18 protein-coding genes and 2 riboswitches are annotated in these 19608 nt (G+C 56.7%); of the genes, 15 read left to right on the forward strand and 3 right to left on the reverse strand.

The features are described 5' to 3' along the window. Positions 1-231: 231 nt before the first annotated feature. A complete protein-coding gene (locus FE783_RS38545; RefSeq protein WP_238403381.1) occupies positions 232-1428 on the reverse strand; it encodes a polysaccharide deacetylase family protein in 1197 nt (398 codons plus the stop codon). 79 nt (positions 1429-1507) lie between these two features. Continuing rightward, the gene (locus FE783_RS35195; protein WP_138884081.1) at positions 1508-2221 is read right to left on the reverse strand and encodes a DUF2161 domain-containing phosphodiesterase; all 714 of its coding nucleotides are present in this window, start codon (positions 2219-2221) and stop codon (positions 1508-1510) included. 287 nt (positions 2222-2508) lie between these two features. On the opposite strand from FE783_RS35195, the gene FE783_RS35200 reads away from it, so the two are divergent. From FE783_RS35200 to FE783_RS35215, 4 genes are all read left to right on the forward strand, one after another. Beyond that, entirely contained in the window at positions 2509-4404 is a 1896-nt protein-coding gene (locus tag FE783_RS35200; protein WP_138884082.1) for a PrkA family serine protein kinase, read from the forward strand. Between the two features lie 290 nt (positions 4405-4694). Next, a complete protein-coding gene (locus FE783_RS35205) occupies positions 4695-5465 on the forward strand; it encodes an HAD-IIA family hydrolase (protein ID WP_138884083.1) in 771 nt (256 codons plus the stop codon). Positions 5466-5574: 109 nt separating this feature from the next. Next, entirely contained in the window at positions 5575-6132 is a 558-nt protein-coding gene (locus FE783_RS35210) for a glycerol-3-phosphate responsive antiterminator (protein WP_138884084.1), read from the forward strand. 198 nt (positions 6133-6330) lie between these two features. After that, a complete protein-coding gene (locus FE783_RS35215; RefSeq protein ID WP_138884085.1) occupies positions 6331-7062 on the forward strand; it encodes a glycerophosphodiester phosphodiesterase in 732 nt (243 codons plus the stop codon). Here the strand turns inward: FE783_RS35215 and FE783_RS35220 are convergent. Then, positions 7019-7960, reverse strand: coding sequence for a LysR family transcriptional regulator (locus FE783_RS35220; protein ID WP_138884086.1), 942 nt, complete (start codon positions 7958-7960; stop codon positions 7019-7021). The genes FE783_RS35215 and FE783_RS35220 overlap by 44 nt on opposite strands. Positions 7961-8149: 189 nt before the next feature. Here FE783_RS35220 and dapA point away from each other — a divergent pair, with 189 nt between their 5' ends. From dapA to FE783_RS35275, 11 genes are all read left to right on the forward strand, one after another. Further along, positions 8150-9025: a 4-hydroxy-tetrahydrodipicolinate synthase gene (dapA, locus tag FE783_RS35225; protein WP_138884087.1), complete on the forward strand. Its 876-nt coding sequence runs from the start codon at positions 8150-8152 to the stop codon at positions 9023-9025. A 94-nt stretch (positions 9026-9119) separates the two neighbouring features. Next, entirely contained in the window at positions 9120-9938 is an 819-nt protein-coding gene (locus tag FE783_RS35230) for a class I SAM-dependent methyltransferase (protein WP_138884088.1), read from the forward strand. A 62-nt stretch (positions 9939-10000) separates the two neighbouring features. Next, positions 10001-10093, forward strand: a riboswitch (cyclic di-GMP riboswitch). A 176-nt stretch (positions 10094-10269) separates the two neighbouring features. After that, positions 10270-10470 (forward strand): hypothetical protein, encoded by a 201-nt coding sequence (locus FE783_RS35235; protein ID WP_138884089.1) that lies wholly within the window; start codon positions 10270-10272, stop codon positions 10468-10470. A gap of 124 nt (positions 10471-10594) precedes the next feature. Beyond that, a complete protein-coding gene (locus FE783_RS35240; protein ID WP_138884090.1) occupies positions 10595-11395 on the forward strand; it encodes a DUF817 domain-containing protein in 801 nt (266 codons plus the stop codon). A 134-nt stretch (positions 11396-11529) separates the two neighbouring features. Continuing rightward, complete coding sequence (locus tag FE783_RS35245) at positions 11530-12156, forward strand: DUF3298 and DUF4163 domain-containing protein (protein WP_238403382.1); 627 nt, start codon at positions 11530-11532, stop codon at positions 12154-12156. A 645-nt stretch (positions 12157-12801) separates the two neighbouring features. Continuing rightward, positions 12802-13803 (forward strand): Gfo/Idh/MocA family protein, encoded by a 1002-nt coding sequence (locus tag FE783_RS35250; protein ID WP_138884092.1) that lies wholly within the window; start codon positions 12802-12804, stop codon positions 13801-13803. Positions 13804-13857: 54 nt separating this feature from the next. Beyond that, entirely contained in the window at positions 13858-14631 is a 774-nt protein-coding gene (locus FE783_RS35255; RefSeq protein ID WP_138884093.1) for an SDR family NAD(P)-dependent oxidoreductase, read from the forward strand. Between the two features lie 33 nt (positions 14632-14664). After that, on the forward strand, positions 14665-15051 hold the full coding sequence (locus FE783_RS35260) for a RidA family protein (protein ID WP_138884094.1): 387 nt from the start codon (positions 14665-14667) through the stop codon (positions 15049-15051). A gap of 106 nt (positions 15052-15157) precedes the next feature. Beyond that, complete coding sequence (locus tag FE783_RS35265) at positions 15158-17416, forward strand: helix-turn-helix domain-containing protein (RefSeq protein ID WP_138884095.1); 2259 nt, start codon at positions 15158-15160, stop codon at positions 17414-17416. 123 nt (positions 17417-17539) lie between these two features. Beyond that, positions 17540-18004: a DinB family protein gene (locus FE783_RS35270; RefSeq protein WP_138884096.1), complete on the forward strand. Its 465-nt coding sequence runs from the start codon at positions 17540-17542 to the stop codon at positions 18002-18004. 111 nt (positions 18005-18115) lie between these two features. Continuing rightward, positions 18116-18844, forward strand: a complete 729-nt coding sequence (locus FE783_RS35275) for a polysaccharide deacetylase family protein (protein ID WP_138884097.1) — start codon at positions 18116-18118, stop codon at positions 18842-18844. 481 nt (positions 18845-19325) lie between these two features. Continuing rightward, a riboswitch (cobalamin riboswitch) is annotated at positions 19326-19523 on the forward strand. Positions 19524-19608: the final 85 nt, after the last annotated feature.

The raw sequence follows: 19608 nt of genomic DNA on the forward strand, positions 1-19608 counted from the left end.
CGAGGTCTTCCAAACAAACGAATTCGTAGCTGTTTTGTGCATGTGGATTGGAGCGAAGCATGCAATCACCGCCTAAATAGGATAGTAATATTATATCACATTAACGCGGTGAATAGATAAAGAAACCGAAAAAAATAGCCTGTTGAGGTTAATCAACAGGCTGGCCGCGGCATCCAATGTGCCGCGGCTTTTTCGCTCCGCTATGCCAATGCAAGAAATAAGGGCGGTTCCTCAAGGCTTCAGCTTCTTCATGAACGTCGCCATGCTTTCCTTGCCGCCCACGAAAATCCGCTTGAGCTGCAGCGGCTGCTGGGTCGGCTCCGTGAAGCCCTGGTCGATCGTGAAGGCGAAGCGCACCTTCTGCTCCTCGAGCAGCTTGAGCGTATCTTTGTTGCGCATCCCGTACGGGTAGCAGAACACCAGCGTATCGATCCCGGTTTGCTCCTTCAGCTGCTTGATCGATTCGGTAATTTCGAAGCGCTGCTGCTCCAATGTCATTTTGTGCAAATACGGATGCGTCATCCCGTGCGGCTGGATATCCCAGCCGTTGTCGCGCATTTCCCGGATTTGGTCCCATTCGGCGAAGTAGCCGTCCTGGCCGGTCATGCCGGGCGAGACGAACATCGTGGCGCGGAAGCCGTACTTTTTCAAAATCGGCATTGCTTCGGTGTAATTGTCGGTATACCCGTCGTCGAACGTCAGCAGCACCGCTTTGGCCGGAGCTTCGGCGTTGCCGTCCCAAATGTCGATAAACTGCCGCAGCGTGAGCGTCGTGTAGCCTTCCTTGGCCAAGTAGGCCATCTGCTCATCCAGCTTCTTCGGATCGAGCACCGCATTGTTGTCCGGCTCTACTCCGATGCTGTGATAGTTGAGCACGGGAATGGAAAACTTGGGCTTCTTGGTCGGCTTCGCGACAGCGTCGGGCGGAGCCGCCGCCTGTGGAGCCGTCGCGGAGGCGGCAGGGGCGGGGGCTTGATCCGCAGCCGCCTGCGGCGCAGCCCCGGAACCGCTGCCTGCGACCGGACGCGAAGAATTCGCCTCCGCGGCCGAAGGAGCATTGTCCGAAGAAGTTTTGACCGTATGGGCGGCTTCGGAACCGCTTTCAGCATTGGGGATGGCCGCAATGTGTCCGGCATTCCCGTCCCGCCCTCCGTGCGCTTCTCCGGAATGCGCCGAAGACGTATCCATCGATCTGCCACCGGGGACCGAGGTGTTAGGCACGAGCGTAGGCGTCGGTCCGCCTTGCTCCTTCCCCGCATTCGGCGGCGCCGCTGGGGAGGAGCGCTCTTCTTGCGCGCGGTCCGCCGCCAAATTGAGCGTACCCCGATTTTCCGATGTGCACCCGACGCATAGCAGCGCCGCCGCCGCTAGCAGCGGGGCGAAGCTTTGCTGCAATCGAGATTTCCTGTTTCCAACAAGTCCGACCATGTGTATAACCCCGCATTCGGCAACGTTATGTAAGGAGTTCATAGATTCTACTATTATTCGTATCCTACTTACGGTTCAATCATTCCTGGTCGGAAGAAATCTTTCCTTGCCATACATGGCTGTACTGCTCCAGCGCCTGCTCCCCGAGCGGCGTCAGCCGGTAAATTCCCCTGCCGGTCCTTTCGAACCAGCGGTAGTAGTTTTTTTGCAGCAGCTGGGCGGCATTCGGATTATCGGTCAAATGCTTCAGCTGCTTGGGCGACAAGCTCCCGTGCTCCTTCAGCCTGATCGCCAGCGCCAGCGCCTTCTCCCGGTAAGCGGTTACCAGCTTGCGCTTCGTGCTTCCTCCTACATTGTAGTCGCCGCTTCGTTCCTTGAACTCGTTCAGCAAGCGGGAAGACTTCAGCTTGCTCATCCTCGGCGTATAAGAGCCGGGCTCGCACACGACGTTGACGGCAGGTTTGCGAGTTTTGTAGAAGCGGACCGTAATGAGACCAAGGCCGAGACGCCGGCACAGCCGGGACACATCCGACCATTTCAGCCCGTGCGGGGCTCTCCCCGTCTCCGGCATTTCTACGGCGACATACACATCATCGGCTTGCGACAGCCGGTCGAGTCCCTGAACGAGCAAAGGGATGTTGAACGTCTTCTTCAACTCTACGATGATCGGGGGCTCATCTCCGCGTATGGCGACCAGATCGCAGTGGCGAACCTCGCCCTTCACTTCGAAGCCGAGCGCTTCCATATAACGTTTGACCGGTTCGTACAGCTCGGTTTCGTTCCGGATAGCCAAGAGAGCATTCTCCTTACATAGCATGTAAACGGATTGTAAATCCGACATGTTGTGTTCCTGTATCCGATTATAGCATATGCGGGGGCAACATTTGTTGAAGCTTCCCGTTTTCATTGATTTTTCAACGATTTTGCCGGTTCGTTCGAAAATTTTCCGGCAATTAATAGCAGGCTTGCGCATAGGTATTTAATACGCTTCAAAGTCGAGTAACCAATTGCAGCGAAAGAGAGAGAAGACTTTCGTTTAAGGTAAACCGTCTTGACGGGTGCAGATGAAAGGAGGTTACTATGGATATTTTCAAACGAATATCGGAACATCGTCGGGAACAGGAGAAGGCGGCCTGGACCGGTACGTTTGCCGATTACATCGAAATCGTAAGACAAAATCCGAACGTAGCCAAGACCGCGCATGCGCGTGTGTACGATATGATCGCATGGCACGGCATCCGCGAAGAGAACGGGCAGCGGAAATACAAATTTTTCGAGGACGATATGTTCGGGCTGGACCGAACGCTCGAGAAGCTGGTGGAGGAATATTTCCATTCGGCGGCGAGGCGTCTCGATGTGCGCAAACGGATTTTGCTGCTGATGGGTCCGGTCAGCGGCGGGAAATCGACAATCGTGGCGATGCTCAAGCGGGGGCTCGAGCGGTATTCGCGGTCGGAGGAAGGGGCGCTGTATGGGATCAAAGGATGTCCGATGCATGAGGAGCCGTTCCATCTCGTGCCTCTCGAGCTCCGCCCGGACATCGAGAAGGAGCTGGGGGTCCGGATCGAGGGGAGCTTATGTCCCTCTTGCCAGATGAGGCTGAAGACCGAGTACGGAGGCCGAATCGAGGATGTGCTCATCGAGCGCGTGCTCTTGTCCGAGGAAGAGCGGGTCGGCATCGGCACATTCAGCCCTTCCGATCCGAAGTCGCAGGATATCGCCGATTTGACCGGCAGCATCGACTTTTCCACGATTACGGAATACGGCTCGGAATCCGATCCTCGCGCCTACCGTTTCGACGGCGAATTGAACAAGGCGAACCGCGGACTGATGGAATTTCAGGAAATGCTGAAGTGCGACGAGAAGTTTTTGTGGAACCTGTTGTCGCTTACCCAGGAGGGCAACTTCAAAGCGGGCCGGTTCGCGCTCATCTCCGCCGACGAATTGATCGTTGCCCATACGAACGAATCGGAGTACAAATCGTTTATCGCCAACAAGAAAAACGAGGCGCTCCAATCCCGGATGATCGTCATGCCGATCCCTTACAACTTGAAAGTGTCGCAGGAGGAGAAAATTTATTCCAAGCTGATCGGCCAAAGCGACATGAAGCATATCCATATCGCCCCCCACGCGCTGCGGACGTCGGCGATCTTCTCGATCCTGAGCCGTCTGAAGGAAACGAAGAAGCAGGGCATGGATTTGCTGAAGAAGATGAAGATGTACGACGGGGAATCGATCGAAGGCTTCAAGGAAGCCGATCTGAAGGAGATGCAGAGCGAATACGCGGAGGAAGGCATGTCGGGGATTGACCCGAGGTATGTCATCAACCGCATCTCCAGCGCCCTCATCCGCCAAGACCTGCAGTGTATCAATGCGCTCGACATGCTGCGGGCGATCAAGGACGGACTCGACCAGCATCCTTCGATTACGAAAGAAGAGCGCGAGCGCTATCTGAATTACATAGGTGTCGCCCGCAAGGAATACGACGAGCTGGCGAAGAAAGAAATTCAGAAGGCGTTCGTGTACTCGTACGAGGAATCGGCGAAGACCTTGTTCGACAATTACCTCGACAACGTAGAGGCTTATTGCAACTGGCAAAAAATCCGCGACCCGCTGACGGGAGAGGAAATGGACCCCGACGAACGGCTCATGCGTTCGATCGAGGAGCAGATCGGCATATCCGAGAACGCGAAGAAGGCGTTCCGTGAAGAAATTCTGATCCGCATGTCGACCTATTCGCGCAAAGGCAAACGATTCGATTACAACAGCCATGAGCGGCTGCGCGAAGCGATCGAGAAGAAGCTGTTCTCCGATTTGAAGGATATCGTCAAAATTACGACGTCGACGAAGACGCCGGACGAAAACCAGTTGAAAAAAATCAACGAGGTGACAAAGCGGCTTATCGATGAGCACGGCTACTGCCCGGTGTGCGCCAACGAGATGCTGCGTTACGTGGGAAGCCTGCTGAACCGGTGACGGAATCCGGAATCCGGCCATAATCGCGTCGCCTTGACCGCCCGGAGTTGCTGCGCTCCGGGCGGTGCTCCGGTTGTGACGGTTAACGGGACGGTTCACCGTTTTGCCCGTTGACAAGCAAGCATACCGGCTCTATAATTCAAGACAACCGAATAGAACGGTCAGGTCGAGTCCAGGAGTAACCCTTACCCGTTTGCACGGCTTTCGCTACACAGCGAAGGTTGTGTTTAACGCGGATAAGGGTTTTTTCCTGTTTGCCTGCCGATATGATGGAAGGGCGGGAGCCGGTTATGCGCGGATTCATTTTCGATTTGGACGGCACGGTTTATTTGGGGGACCGGATGATCGACGGGGCGGCGGAAGCGATCCGGACGCTCAGGCAGCGTGGCGACAAGGTGCTGTTTCTATCCAACAAGCCGATAGCCACCCGGAGCTCCTACGCGGAGAAGCTGACTGGAATGGGCATTCCGACAGATGTGGGCGACGTGCTGAATTCATCCTTGATTGTGGCCCGTTATATGCGCAATACGATGCGTCCCGGTCAGCAGGCTTATGTCATCGGAGAAGAGCCGATCCGCGGAGAGCTGCAGGAGCACGGCGTCATTTGTACCGATTGTCCGGAGGAGGCCGACTTCGTCGTACTGTCGTGGGACCGGGAGTTTACGTACGAGAAGCTGAACATCGTCTACCAGGCGGCTTTGCGCGGGGCGACGGTCATCGCGTCCAATCCGGATGCGACTTGTCCGCTCGAGGGGGGGCAAGTTCCGGATACGGGCACGATGATCGCGGCGCTTGAAACCGCTCTCGGCAAGGAGGTCGTCATCGTGGCGGGCAAGCCTTCGCGGATCGCGGCGGAAGCGGCGATCGAGCGCTGCGGACTCGGTTACGGGGACTGCTTCGTGATCGGCGACCGGCTGGAGACGGATATCCGTATGGCCAACGAGGCGGGCATGCATTCGGTGCTTGTCCTGACGGGAGTCGGTACGCAGCAAGAGGCCGAGGCGGGCCCGGATCGGCCGCGGACCATTTTACCGAGCATTGCAAAAATCGTGGATCTGTAGCCGCAAACCGGGAGATCCATGGTATAATGGGGAAGTCTTCGGGTGCTGCCGTAGCGGAGTCCGCACAAGTACCCGGACAGTTCACCGGAGAATGATGGAGGAACAAGGCATGTATCCGATCGTCGATATCGTGGAGCATCAAACGATTGCCGCCGTGCAGAAGGAAGCGGATTTGGACGCTGCGCTGCAGGGCAAAGTGAACGTCGTGTTTTTGTTGACGGGCTCGCTGCTTAACATTCACGAGCTTACCGATCGCGTCAAGCAGGCCGGCAAGCATGTGTTCCTGCATATGGAATTTATCGAGGGCATCGCCGCGGACCGGAGCGGTGTCGCATACGTAGCCCAGCATGTCCGGCCTACCGGCATCATCTCCACCAAGAGCACGCTGATCAAGGCGGCCAAAGATTGCGGCTTGTCGGCGATCCAGCGTATTTTTCTGATCGACCGCAACGCCGTGCTGCGCGGGATCAAGGCGGTGGAGCAGAGCTCCCCTGACGCGATCGAAGTGATGCCGGGCATTATGCCGCGCATCATCCGCGAAATGACGAACATGACGCCGCTTCCGATTATAGCCGGAGGGCTTGTCGGCAACCAGCAGGAGATTGACGAGGGCTTGAAGGCGGGTGCGCTCGCCGTATCCGTAGGCTCTCCGGATTTGTGGCAATAAGGCGATGAGCCGCTTGCGGCCGTCACATGAGGCAACATAGGCGCGACCGATTGGGTGCGGAGACCGAGAGAATACCCGAAAGGCCGAGGCGGCACTTTTTTTGTCATGCGAAAAAAGTGTTTCCCGGCGCTTTCGCGTATATTCCCGCGGTCTTTTTTTGCTGCCATATATATCCCAAAATCGAGAGGACGAGTGAACATGAAGAGAAACGAACAGCTTATGGTGATCGCGCATCGCGGCGCAGCGGGAGAAGCCCCGGAAAATACGCTTGGCGCATTTGCATTGGGTTTGGAGCAGGGCTGCACCGGCATCGAGCTGGATATCCATCTGTCCAAGGACGGCGAAATTATCGTATGCCACGATACGACAATCGACCGGACGACCGACCGAAAGGGCGCGATCAGCGAGCTGACCGTCGAGGAGCTGAAGCTGGCCGACGCCGGCCGCTGGTTCCATGAACGGTTCGAAGGAGAGCGGCTTCCTCTTCTGGAAGAAGTGTTCGACCTCGTTCCCCCTGAAGTGCATATTAATGTGGAAGTTAAAGCCGGCGTGCAAAATCTCGTGCCTGCGCTGATCGGTTTGATGAAAAGGAAAGATCGGGTGGAGAACGTATTCGTCTCTTCCTTCGATTTCGATATTTTGGAGCGCGTCAAGGAGCTTGAGCCGGAAGCGAAGATCGGCTTGCTGTACAATATCCGCATGCCGCATCATTACCGGATGGCCCAGCTGCTCGATTGTCCGGTCTACTCGCTGCATCCGCATTGGAGCCGTATGGACAAGCGGAACGTTCGCGAAGCGACGGAACGCGGCCTGCGCGTCTATCCTTGGACCGTCAACAAGGAGGAAGGGATGCTGGAGATGATCGCCTGCGGCGTATCCGGCATCATTACCGACTATCCGGGTCGGTTGAAGCGATTGCTGGAAAGCTGAGCGAGTCCGGCTCCTGTTCCTGCTGCTCCTGCTGGAGCATGGCGATGAAAGCCGCAAGCGTTCGCGACACCCAGCGCCCCGCCGGGTAGACGAGCTGGGCGTAAATGCGCAGCTGCGGATGCGAGAACGGGAGCGCGATCAGCCGGCCGTCGCGAACCTCCGCGGCGACCGCGCATTCGGGCAGAAGCGATAAGCCGAGTCCGTGCAGGACACAGCGCTTGATCGCTTCGACGCTTCCGAGCTCGCACGACAGCTGCGGCCGGACGCCGTGCTCGTGAAGCAGCTCTACGAGCATGTTCCGGTAGGAGCAGCTCCGTTCCGGGGCGACCCAGGCATGGCTCGCGAAGTCGGCGGGCCGTACGCTTTCGGTGGATGCCAGAGGATGATCGGGCCGGGCGACCAGCAGCAGCGGCTCTTCCTTTAAAACAAGGCGAACAAGCTCCGGATCGGAGCTTTTTTGCCGTTCGAGCAATATCCCCGCATCGTACTCGCCTGTCCGGACTCCGTGCAGCAGCTCGGCTTCGTTTCCGGTTTGCAGCAATAGCCCCGTCTGCGGAAACTTCTTCTTCATCTCGCGCACATAAGGCGGCAAGTAAAATGCGGCCATCGATTCGATCGTACCGACCGTAAGCGATCCCGCTGTTTCCGCGGAAACGGCCTGCATCGACTCCTCGGCCAAGTCAAGAAAGCGCCCGGCGAACTCTAGCAGCTGCCGGCCGCCCGGCGTCAGCCGGATGCCGCGCCCGCTGCGCTCGAACAGCGGAACGCCATAGTGCTCCTCGAGCTTGCGGATTTGTGCGGTTACGCTCGACTGCGCATATCCAAGCTCATCGGCCGCGCGGGTAATATTCATCAGCCTGGCCGTTTCGCGAAACGTCCGCATTAGCGTCAAATCCATAAACTGTTTCCTCCTTATCGGTAAAAACCTTTATTCCAAAAGGATCGTCTGCCGCGACTTTAATTAATCGATAAAAACGATTGTTCCTATCACTTATTATAGCTAACACCGATTGGAATTCCTATGCTACATTGATTGCACAGCCGGTCGGCCGGTCGGCACCAAAACAACGCTTAGGAGGGATCCATCATGCTGGCAGAGCTGTTGAAAGGCGTCATCGTCCCGGTTATCGCCCCTTTTACTCCGGATCATAAGCTCGATACGGAAAGCTTTAGGAACGTGGTCCGGTCATTGCTGGACCGGAAGGTGCACGGGCTCGTCATTCACGGCACGACGGGAGAATGTCCGGCGGTCCGCTGGGAAGAGGCAAGCCGCATGGCGGAAATCGCCATGGAGATGAGGGCGGACCGCAGTATCCCGATTCTGATCGGAACCGGATCGAACGATACCCGGGAAGCGGTCCTGCTTACGAAGAGGGCACGGTCGCTCGGGACGGACGGCGTGCTTGCCGTGACGCCCTACTACAATCGTCCTTCGGCGCAAGGCGTGTTGGAGCATTACAGACGGGTGGCCGACGTCGGATTGCCGGTCGTCGCGTACCATATCCCGTATCGGACCGGACTTGCGCTGACGCCCGACGAGCTGAACTCGATTCTCGAGATCGGGAACGTGGCGGGCATCAAGGAAAGCTCCGGAGGCATCGGCAATTTCATCGAGCTCGGAGGCCGGACGGATAAGGCGCTTCTATGCGGGGACGATCTGTACTTTTTCGCCGCTCTATGCTGCGGGGCAAGCGGGGGAATGCTCGCTTCGGCGAATGTGGCTACGGACCGTTTCGTGAACGTATATGAATCGTTTGCCGCACAGCGCTGGACCGAGGCGAAAACGACGTTCGACGGGCTGGTCCCGCTTATCCGGCTGCTGTTCGCCGAGCCGAATCCGGCTCCGCTGAAATGGGTCTTGCAGCGGACGGGGCGGATTAGGTCGGATACGGTACGGCTGCCGATCACTCCGATCACGGAGGAGTTGCGGCTACGTCTGGAGCCATTGCTTGAACATTTATAGGGAATTCCTATTACAAACATTCATTTTATATATTGGACCAATGACGAGCCATCCCTCACAATAAGCTTAACGAACCGAGAGGATGTGTACGATCATGAACCAGCGGCACGATGAAACAAACCACTATTGGAACGCCTCGTTGTATGATTCGAGAATCGGCTTTGTATCGGAGTACGGGAAGTCTATCGTCGAGCTGCTCGACGTGCAGCCGGGGGAGACGGTGCTCGACATCGGCTGCGGAACGGGAGACTTGTGCAGGGAGCTGTCGAGCCGCGGAGCGCTGACGCATGGCATCGATTATTCCGGCGAGATGATCGCCAAGGCTCGCGGGAAATATCCGGATTTGTCGTTCGAAGCGGCGGACGCACACGCTTATCGCACGGAGCGCAAATTCGACGCGGTATTCTCCAATGCCGCCTTGCACTGGATGACCCGCCCCGCCGAGGTGATCCGCTCCGTAAGCGGCGCATTGAAGCCCGGCGGGCGCTTCGTGGCCGAATTCGGCGGCAAAGGCAATGTGGGCGGCATCGTTGCGGCGTTGGGCGAATCGCTTCGCGGGTTCGGCATAGACGCTGCGGCGCGCAATCCGTGGTATTTCCCATCGGTCGGCGAATACGTCTCGCTGCTCGAAGCCGCAGGCTTCCGGGTGGAATATGCGCTCCATTTCTCGCGTCCGACGCCGCTTGACGATGGGGAGCGCGGCTTGGAGCATTGGCTCCAGATGTTCGCGGCCGGATTTTTCGCCGGACTGACCGAACCGGAGAAACGGCGGGCGTACGCCGAGACGAGCCGTCTGGCAAAGCCTTCTTTATACCGCGACGGTCGATGGATAGCCGACTATTGGAGGCTGCGTGTAGCGGCATATAAGCCTGCAGCGGCGGAAGGCGAAAGTCCCGATATGCGACGTAAGTAACAAAATGGTTCCTTATGCCTATTAATAGCGGGAGAGTCGTATGGTACTCTTGTATCAGTTATATCGGATAAAGGCAAACCTGCTCGAAAGACAGGGACGCAAAGCTACGGGTCTACCAGCATTTGTCCAAATGCCATGACAGCCGGGCCGCCCTCGAATCGATGCCTATCGTCAATCGGACGGACGTCGCTGTTGGGCGGCGTCCTCTTTTGTTTTTGGCGAGCTTGTGTTCACTTTTTGGGGTTGGTGTGGGGGCTCCCCCGAAAGTATTAGGAATAAGCTGCGAAGCAACACTTCACTTTTGGGGGAATACTGGGGGGGTGAAATGGTGATGAACGAAGTCGTGCAATTGAAAAACGATGTGCATCGGCTAACCGTAGAGCTGATCGGCGGCTGCAAATACTGCTCCATGATTTCCACGAACGTCGACTTCAAAACCCCGATCTATTGCACCAAATTTACCGGAGCGGTCCATCCCACCTGCGTGGATGTCAACACGTGCCTCGCTTGCCGGGAATACAAAAACCATTGAGGCGGCCCGCTTTTCGACTTCGGTTGAAAAGCTTTTTTGTTTGTTCGTTGTATTCCTTTGTCCGGCGGCATTATGATAGTAATGGCGGCGGAGTCCGCCCAATCGGGCCAGCGGAGGTATGCGAATGCGCTTTTGGAAGCCGTTCTTTCATTTTGGAGTACAGCAGGCGTTGTCCTGCTTCTTTCCCGTCGTCATCTTCGCCACGATCGCGCTGACGAAGCTGGTGGATATTCCGGTCCTAGCGGACTATGACTTTATTCTGATCGTCTGTTTGCTGACACAGTATGCGATGTACCGTTTCGGAATGGAAACGAAGGATGAGCTCAAAGTTATTTGCGTGTTCCACCTGATCGGCTTCGCCCTCGAAGTATACAAGGTGCACAAAGGGTCGTGGACGTACCCGATGGACGGCTGGACGAAGCTGTTCGACGTGCCTCTTTACAGCGGGTTCATGTACGCAAGCGTGGCCAGCTACTTGTGCCAGGCATGGCGCAGGCTGGACGTCCATCTGGTGCGGTGGCCGAAGCCGCTGTGGACGGTGCCGCTCGGAGCGGCCATTTATTTGAACTTCATGACGCATCATTACATTTACGATATGCGCTGGGTGCTTACCGCTTTGCTGTTCGTCGTATTTTTCCGGACGCGCGTCGAGTATACGGTATTGGGCGCCGTTCACAGGATGCCTCTAGTGCTGTCTTATTTTCTGATCGGATTTTTCATCTGGATCGCCGAAAATATCGGCACGTTTCTCGGCGCGTGGCAGTATCCGAATCAGCGCGCGGCGTGGACCGTCGTCGGCTGGGGCAAGCTCAGCTCCTGGTTTCTGCTCGTTATCGTCAGCTTCATCATCGTCGCCCAGCTGAAGCATGTCAAGGAAGGCACAGCCCGGATCAAGCCGGATCTCGGAAACGACTTACCGGGATAGCCGGAACCAATCCGTCTGAAGTGGCATGCATGCTCCTTTAACGAAAAATCGCGCGGCCGCGCGCACCTTTTGCCCTTCGCTGAATATGGGTAGTAATAGGCGACTATCAGCTAGAAGGAGGCATGCGGACGACCATGGAATACCGTGATTTATCCGCTACTGTATCGAAAAAGGTGATGATCAAGCCGCGGCTGCAAATCCGTTACCCCCAGTTGACCGGATTGCCGAACCGCAAGGCGCAAATGATCATAAACGACCGGATTATGCAAATGGTGTACCGGCTTATCCGCGACCAAGGCTATGTGCAGGACCCGACGAAGGAGATGACGGGGACTTACGACATTGAGCTGAACGGGGATGGGCTGATCAGCATCGTGTTCCGAAATTATGCATACGCGCAAGGAGCCGCACACGGAGTGACGCTGCAGAAGTCGCTGACGATGGACTTGTGGGACGGGCGCGAATACCGTTCCGCCGATCTGTTCCGCGAAGACAGCGGCTACAAGCAGCAGATCGACGAGATTTTGCAGAAGCAGATCGAGGAGAAAGAGGTGCCCATTCTCGAAGGCACTCCGTTTAGAGGCGTAGGGCCGGATCAGGACTACTATTTGACTCCGACCGAGCTTGTCGTTTATTACCAGCTGTACGAGTATACGCCTTATGCGTACGGGTTTCCGACATTCCCGATCCCGTATTCGGAACTAACCGACATCGTCGATCCGAACGGGCCGCTGGGCCGGCTGCAGCCGGTGATGCAGTAATTGCGAAGTCTTCTTGCGCCTCCAGGCGCGAGAAGGCTTTTTTTCTTTCGTTAAAACTGTTCCCCTGAAGGGAAGAGGGTAGTGAACTCAAGTATATAAATAGTAAACCTCATTGCGCTAATTCGGGCAGGTTAGGCAAGTAATCGGAAATAGCGAACCGGAGGTTGCTATTACTGAGCATAAGTTCGCAAATAGTGAAGTTTTGTTCGTACTTTTGTGCGGTTCCCCGAATTGTGAGGAAATAACGAAATGCGGTTCATTAACAGTAAAATGGCGTTCGCTAATCCGACACGTGCCCGTCCACATACCCAAAACGAGGTTCGCATGCACATTGGGAGGTCACCACAAGCGGCTGGCCTGAAGCCGGAAATCGCAGGAGGTTCGATGCCGTACGGACGGGTACGGAATAAGGGGCATGGCCGCCGTTATTAGTGCCGTAACACGCGCGGAGGGCTTTGGCCATCCCCTACACCTTTTCCGGGAGCGGGCCGTTAGTGGTGAAGGCGAGATGTTTTTTTCGTTTAGGGTTGAAACGGTTTCGGATAGGCGATATAATTCTATTGCATGTATTATATATAATATATAAAAATTATATCCGACCATTTATGGCAGCAGGCCATCACGGGAGAGGGAGCGAGGATTCATATGAACAAAGTAAGAGTAGGCATTATCGGGCTGGGCAGCTGGGGAAGCTGTCATCTGGAAGCGTTTCATTCCATGCCGCAGGTGGAAGTCGTGGCGGTGTGCGACCGCAACGAGGAGAGGGTCAAGCAGCTTGCGGAGCGCTACTCGGTGCCGCATGCTTACAGCCGCAGCGAAGAGCTGCTGGAGCGGACAGACATCGACCTGGTCAGCATCGCCACGTTCGAGCACGAGCATTTCGGACCGGCAATAGCGGCATTAAAGTCGGGCAAGCATGTGCTTGTGGAGAAGCCGATATCGACCAAGCTCGAGGAAGCGGCCGCTATGGCCAGGACGGCGGAAGAGCACGGGAAGTTTATCTTCGCCGGGCACCTGCTGCGGTTCGAGCCGCGTTACGCGGACATTTACAACGCGATTCATTCGGGCCGAATCGGCGCGCCGCAGAGCATGTTCTTGAAGCGGGGACGGACGAAAGGCATGTTCCGCACCTACAAGCGGACGCATACGGTGTTCGAGCTGACGGTTCACGATCTGGATATCGCGATCTGGTATGCGGGCAGCCGGGTCAAATCGGTTAAAGCTTACGGCAAAGCGGTCAACGACGACGTCGTGCCGGACATTTTATGGTCGTGCCTCCAGTTCGAGAACGGGACGATCGCCTTCCTGCACAGCAACTGGATGACGCCGGACGAAGCGGGCATCGTCATGAACGACGCCGCGGAAATTATCGGCACGGAAGGAACGGCTCAGTTCGCGAACAGCGGCTCGAATTTGCAGCTGTGGGATTCGAGGGGCCGGACGTCCCCGGACTATTTCATCCATCATACGTTAAACGGAAGCTCGTTCGGAGTGCTCCGCGAACAGCTAACCTATATCAGCGCATGCGTGGCGAACGGGACGAAGCCTGAATATACGTCGTTCGACGATGCAGTACACGGCATCGCGGTCGCCGAAGCGATTATCCGCTCGTGCGCTAGCGGACAAGAGGAACGCCCGCAGGCGTGATTCCATGTCCACAAGCGGCTGGCTATCGATTCATACGACCGGGAGGGAACGGACATGAGATTGCGGGATAAAGTATGTATGATTACCGGTGCCGGTTCCGGCATCGGACAAAGCACGGCCATGTTGTTCGCGGCGGAGGGAGCCTCCGTTATCGTGAACGATCTGGACGAAGCGAAAGGCGAGGAGACCGTCGGTCAAATCGAGGCGAACGGCGGAACCGCGCTGTTCCTTCGAGCGGACGTGACGAAGCCGGACGAGGTGGAAGCGATGACGGAGCGGGCGATTGCCCGTTTCGGCCGGATCGACGTCCTGTTCAACAATGCCGGCATCAGCGGCGTAGGCATGCTGCACGAGGTGGAGCCCGACGTCTGGGACCGGATCATGAGCATCAATATCAAAGGCGTCTACCTGCCGAGCAAATACGTCGTTCCGCACATGATGGAGCGCAAGCAGGGCGTCATTATTCATATGTCGTCGTGCGTAGCCGAGATCGGCCTTGCGCGAAGGGCGTCTTACGCCGCAACGAAAGGGGCCGTGCTGGCGCTGGCGAAATCGATGCAGGTGGACTATGCGCCCTACGGCATCCGTGTGAACGCGCTGCTGCCGGGGACGATACTGACTCCGTTCGTGGAGGCGTATTTGCGCAATTCGTACGACGATCCGGACGCGGGGCTTGCATCGATCAAGAAGCGCCAGCTCAGCGAAGAGCTCGGCCGGCCCGAAGATGTGGCGAAGGCGGCGCTGTTTCTGGCGTCGGACGATTCGAAATTCATGATGGGTTCCCCGTTGTATATCGACGGCGGCGCCGTTTTCGGCAAAAACGCCTGACCTGTTATTCTATAAAAAGGAGGCTTGCCTTATATGAGAAAAGAAGTGATATCGACGGACAAAGCTCCCGCACCGGGAGGGAAGTATTCTCAGGCAATCAAGCTTGGAAATATGGTATACGTAGCGGGAACGTGCCCGTTCGAGCTCGGTACCGGCAAAGTGCTGCATCCCGACGACGTCGTGGAGCAAACGCGCCTTGTCCTGAATTATATGGGCGAAATATTGCGGGCGGCCGGCACTTCGCTCGATCATGTGGTCAAAGTGACGTCGTTTCTGCGCAATCTCGACGATTTCAAAGCATATGACCGAGTATATGCGGAGACGTTCGCCCATGAGCCTCCCGCTCGGAGCACGGTCGAGATCGGCAAATTCCCGGCAGGCATGACCGTCGAGATCGAGTGCGTCGCATATATTCCGTAATGGGTCGTTCAGATATAATGTAGAAAACCGCTTGCAGCCGAATGCTGGGCGGAGAATCGAACATGCAGCGTTTCATTAGCAGACTTCCGGAGGGGTGGGTGGCTCCATGGCCAAGTCCGGTTACCGCAGGTGGCTGTTGTCGTATCTTCCGGTCTTCTATGTCGTCATTTGCCTGCTCATCGCGATCTTCTTCATCATGATGAGCGTTTACTCGAACAAGCAGGCGGCGCGGTCCAACGAAGTGTTCGCCCGCAACGTGTTGGAGACGCTGGACGGCTCGCTCCGTTTCGTTGAACAGACGGTGATCAAGGAAATGCTAAGCAGCGAGGAGATCCGTTCGTTTTACGAAACGGCCCGGTCGTTGACGCCTCTCGACTATTACCGCATCTCCGCTCGGATCGGGGAGCTCGGCACGATGATGAGCCCGCTTGACTCGATTTATTTGTACCGGGAGTCGGACGGCATGGTGCTTACCCCTTTGCAGCAAATCGAATTGGTGCGGTTCGGAGACCGCGGCTTCGTCGAGGGGGCGAAGAACGGACTGCCTCACGTCTGGTCGGAGCGGAGAACATATCAGGAGTTCGGAAGCGATGGCACGCGTAAACAGGTCGTATCGCTCGTGAAGAAGGTACCGCTCACGACGGGCAGCCTCGGGCTGCTCGTGGCCAACGTGCGGGTGGACGTCCTCGAAAGTATGCTGGATGAGTTCACGAAGTCGGAGGCCGCGGCTGCCGTACAGCTTCTCGATGCGGCCGATGCGCCGTTTTTCAGGGAGCGGTCCGTGTCCGCAGAGCGTCCTTCGGCCAAGGTGAAGTCGGCTTACACCGGCTGGACCGTGACGACCGAAGCCGGGTACAAACGGTCGTCCGAGCTCATGTCGGCTTTCTCCTACGTATGGTTCGCGGCCGGGCTGATCATCATAGCGGGCGGGACGGGATGGATGATCGCGGCGGTAAGGCGGAACTACCGCCCGATCCAATCGATCAAGGAAAGCATCCAGCTGTACGGAGCCGGCAGGCAGCAGGAGCCCGGAAGCAAGCCGTCCGACGAATTCGTCTTTATCCGTGCGGCGATCGACCGGCTGGTTGAGCATTCCGAGCGGTATGAGAGACAGCACCGCGAAGATTTGACGTACCGGCGGAAATGGTTTTTTTACCGGCTGCTGGAGGGCGAGCCCGCCGTCACGGAAGACGAATGGAATCGGGAAATGCAGCGCCTCGGCATGAACGGGGCGTTTCGGTATGCCGTGGCGGCCATCGCGGAAATTGACCGGCACGACGAGTTTTGCAGCCCCTATTCCGCCTCCGATCAAAACCTGCTGAAGTTTGCGCTCGTTAGTGTGACGAAGGAAATCGCCGATAAAACGGGGCTGCGCGCATGGGGAGAGTGGATCGGAAGCGGCGAATTCGGCGTGCTGCTCTTCATGTACGCTCCCGGCGATCCGGCCGTGCCTGACGATGCGGCTTCCGGATATTTCCGCCAGCTCCGGGACTGGATTGAAGCGAATATGAAATTTACCGTTTCGATTGGCGTAGGAAGCGCGGTGGAGCGGAGCGACTATATCCCCCGCTCGTTCGACGAAGCGTTCGAAGCGCTGCAGTACAAAGCTTCGTTCGGCGGCAGCCGGGTCATCGGCCGCAGGGAAGCTGAAGCGTTCTCGCGGGAGCGAGGACTTCGGGAGGACGGGGATGAGCCGGACATGTGGCGGCTGGCGAGGAGCTTCCGGATGGGCGAGCCGTGGGAGGAGCCGCTGCGGGAGGCGTTCGCCGCCTGGAGGAAGGTGCCCGTGAAGCGCGAAGAGCTGGCGCATCGGACCCGGCTCGTGCTGTACGCGATCGACAAGGAAATGAGCGGATTCCCCGCGGAATTGCGCGCCGTCTGGCACGAGACGGTCAAAGAGACGCGGGCGCGGGCGGGCATGTTCGACGATGCGGACCGTTGGGAGGAGCACATGCTGGACGTGCTGGACCAAGCGTCCCGCAGCATTGCGCTGAAGCGCGGCAGCCGGGGCAACCGCGAGCTGGCCGGGCGGGTCAAAACTTATATCGCACAGCATTTCGGAGACCCGGGCTTGTCGCTCGCCCAGGTTGGGGATGCTTTTCAATTAAACGACAAAAGCTTGAGCCGCATGTTCAAGGAGGAGTTCGGCGAGAAGTTCGTAGACTATGTGGCGCAGGTACGGATCGCCGAGGCGAAGCGTCTGCTCTTGAGTCAGCCGTCTGAGCCGGTGCTGAGCATAGCCCAGCGGGCCGGCTACATTCACGCCGAAACGTTCATTCGCGTGTTCAAGAAGCTGGTGGGTGTCACACCAGGCGATTATCGCAAGAACGGAGCCGGCGAAGGAGGAAGCGAGAAGGTTGGCTGACGGTCCGGACCGGGTATGGTGCAACGGGGATGAAGGCCAGCATGCCGGAGCCATAGCAGATTCCAATATGGTATGCTACAATCACCGTATCCCTTTTTTCCAGTTTAAAGGAGCGTAGATCGAATGGAATCTTTTGTACTCAAGCAGCTGGAATTCGCCCGGAATCAAACGCTTAAGGCGCTCGACGGGATTCCCGAAAGCATGGCTACCCGCATACCCGCAACATTCAGAAACCATATTTTATGGCAGGCGGGACATATTTATTTGGTGCAGGAGAGGTTCTCTTTTCTGCTTCATGGTTTGGACGCACAGATCCCGGAACCGTTCATGGCCTTGTTCGCTCCGGGCACGACGCCGCTTGCGTGGACGGCGGCTCCGCCGACTTTGTCCGAAGTGACGGGCATGCTGCGGGATCAGCAGCGGCGTATCCAGCACACTTTCAAAGATTTGGAGAAAACGCCCGCGCCATATACGACATCCAGCGGAATGACGATGGAAACGACCTCGGAGTTTCTAAACTTCTCGTTATACCACGAGGGCATGCATTTCAGCTCGATCAAGCATTACAAAGCTTTATTGAACTCCTGAAGAAGGGAATCGAAGTCGCATACGTGCGGCTTTTTTTGTTTTTCCAGTCCCTTTTCAAGGCAAATGAGTTATAGTAGAGGTGTAGCTAAATTTCTTTAATGGGGAATTATTGTGAATAAAAATTACATTTTGAACATAGAAGGATATTCCGAACGGATGACGGACGAAGCGAGGGAAAGGCTGCTCCAGTGGCGGGATCGTGCGCTGCAGCATGCGAATCGCCATAAGGAGCTTGTATACCTCAACGGCCCGGATGTGCCAAAAGTGGCGCTGACGTTTGACGACGGTCCCGATGACCGGATCACCCCGATGATTGCGGAAACGTTAAGCCGGTACGGCGTGAAAGGGAGCTTCTTCTTTATCGGCAGCAGAGCCCGGCAATATCCGGAAGTGGTGAAAGCCGTATACGAGGCCGGTCACCTCGTGTTTGGCCACAGCTACGATCATGACCGTCTGACTACATTGGACAAGGACAGTCTCGACCGCAACTTTCAGCAGACGCAAGCCGTTATCCGGGACATTATCGGGAAAGAGCCGGCTATGTTCCGCCCTCCGTTCGGCGATGCCGATGAGGCGGTTTTCCAAGCGGCGCGGCTGGCGGGCTGCTCCACCGTGCTGTGGTCGCTCGATACGCTGGACTGGTCGCAGAAGGAAGAAGCGCATATTCGAAGGAACGTGGAGACGTTTGTAAGAAACGGGGAAATCGTCCTGATGCACTCCCATTCGGGCTGTATCGAAACGGCAAAGGCTTTGCCGCAAATGATTGAGACGCTTCAGCGGAAGCGAATGAGAGTGGTCGGCCTCGAGGAGCTGCTGGATGCTCCGGCCTACCGGAGCTAGTGCCAAATAAAATGCAGCGAGGACAATGCAAAGGGGCGGAATTAGTTCTGGTTCCAGGGTAAACTGCACAGCACGCCACTCCTCCACGGGCGCCGATAGCAGGTGACCGTTAGCGCTAAGTGCTTGTGGAGCCGTCTGTTGCCGGAACGGACGCCTCTTGCTTTGGAGAGCTAACTGGAAAACATGTAGTTAAAGTCGGCGATAAAGGCCCATTGCAACGTATAAACTGGAAAACATGCAGCTATTTCCTCACCGTGACTGCGATCGACGCCCATTCGGGCGAATTTACTGTACATTTTCCATTTCATGAACGTTACATGCGCCGTTTTCCCGGGAATAAATGCATCTTTTCCAGTTGCGTTGCGGACGGAAAGGACAACCGCGCGAGCAGACGCTGCATCTATTCCATTCGCCGATCCTTTTATCTGCCGCCTAGTCTTGTCAATCCAGCCGTTTTGATGATACGATTACAACAATCAATCGCATAGACAAGGAATTAGGTGCCGGGCTTGTGCAGAAGTCCGGTTAAAAGGGAAGGCCGGTGAAAATCCGGCACGGACCCGCCACTGTAACGATCGCCGATACCGGAATTTCCGGCAATAAGCCACTGGGTGCGCAACTCGGGAAGGCGCCGGGAAACGATCCAAGTCAGGAGACCTGCCTAGTTCAACAACACTGCGACCCTGCGTGGAATTAGGGAGTGTTAGAGATCGAGCTGCGGTTTCGGCGCGGTGCGGATTATCCGGTCGCAGGCCGGAGCTATC

Source organism: Paenibacillus mesophilus (genome assembly GCF_005938385.1).
Lineage (GTDB): Bacteria > Bacillota > Bacilli > Paenibacillales > NBRC-103111 > Paenibacillus_AB > Paenibacillus_AB mesophilus.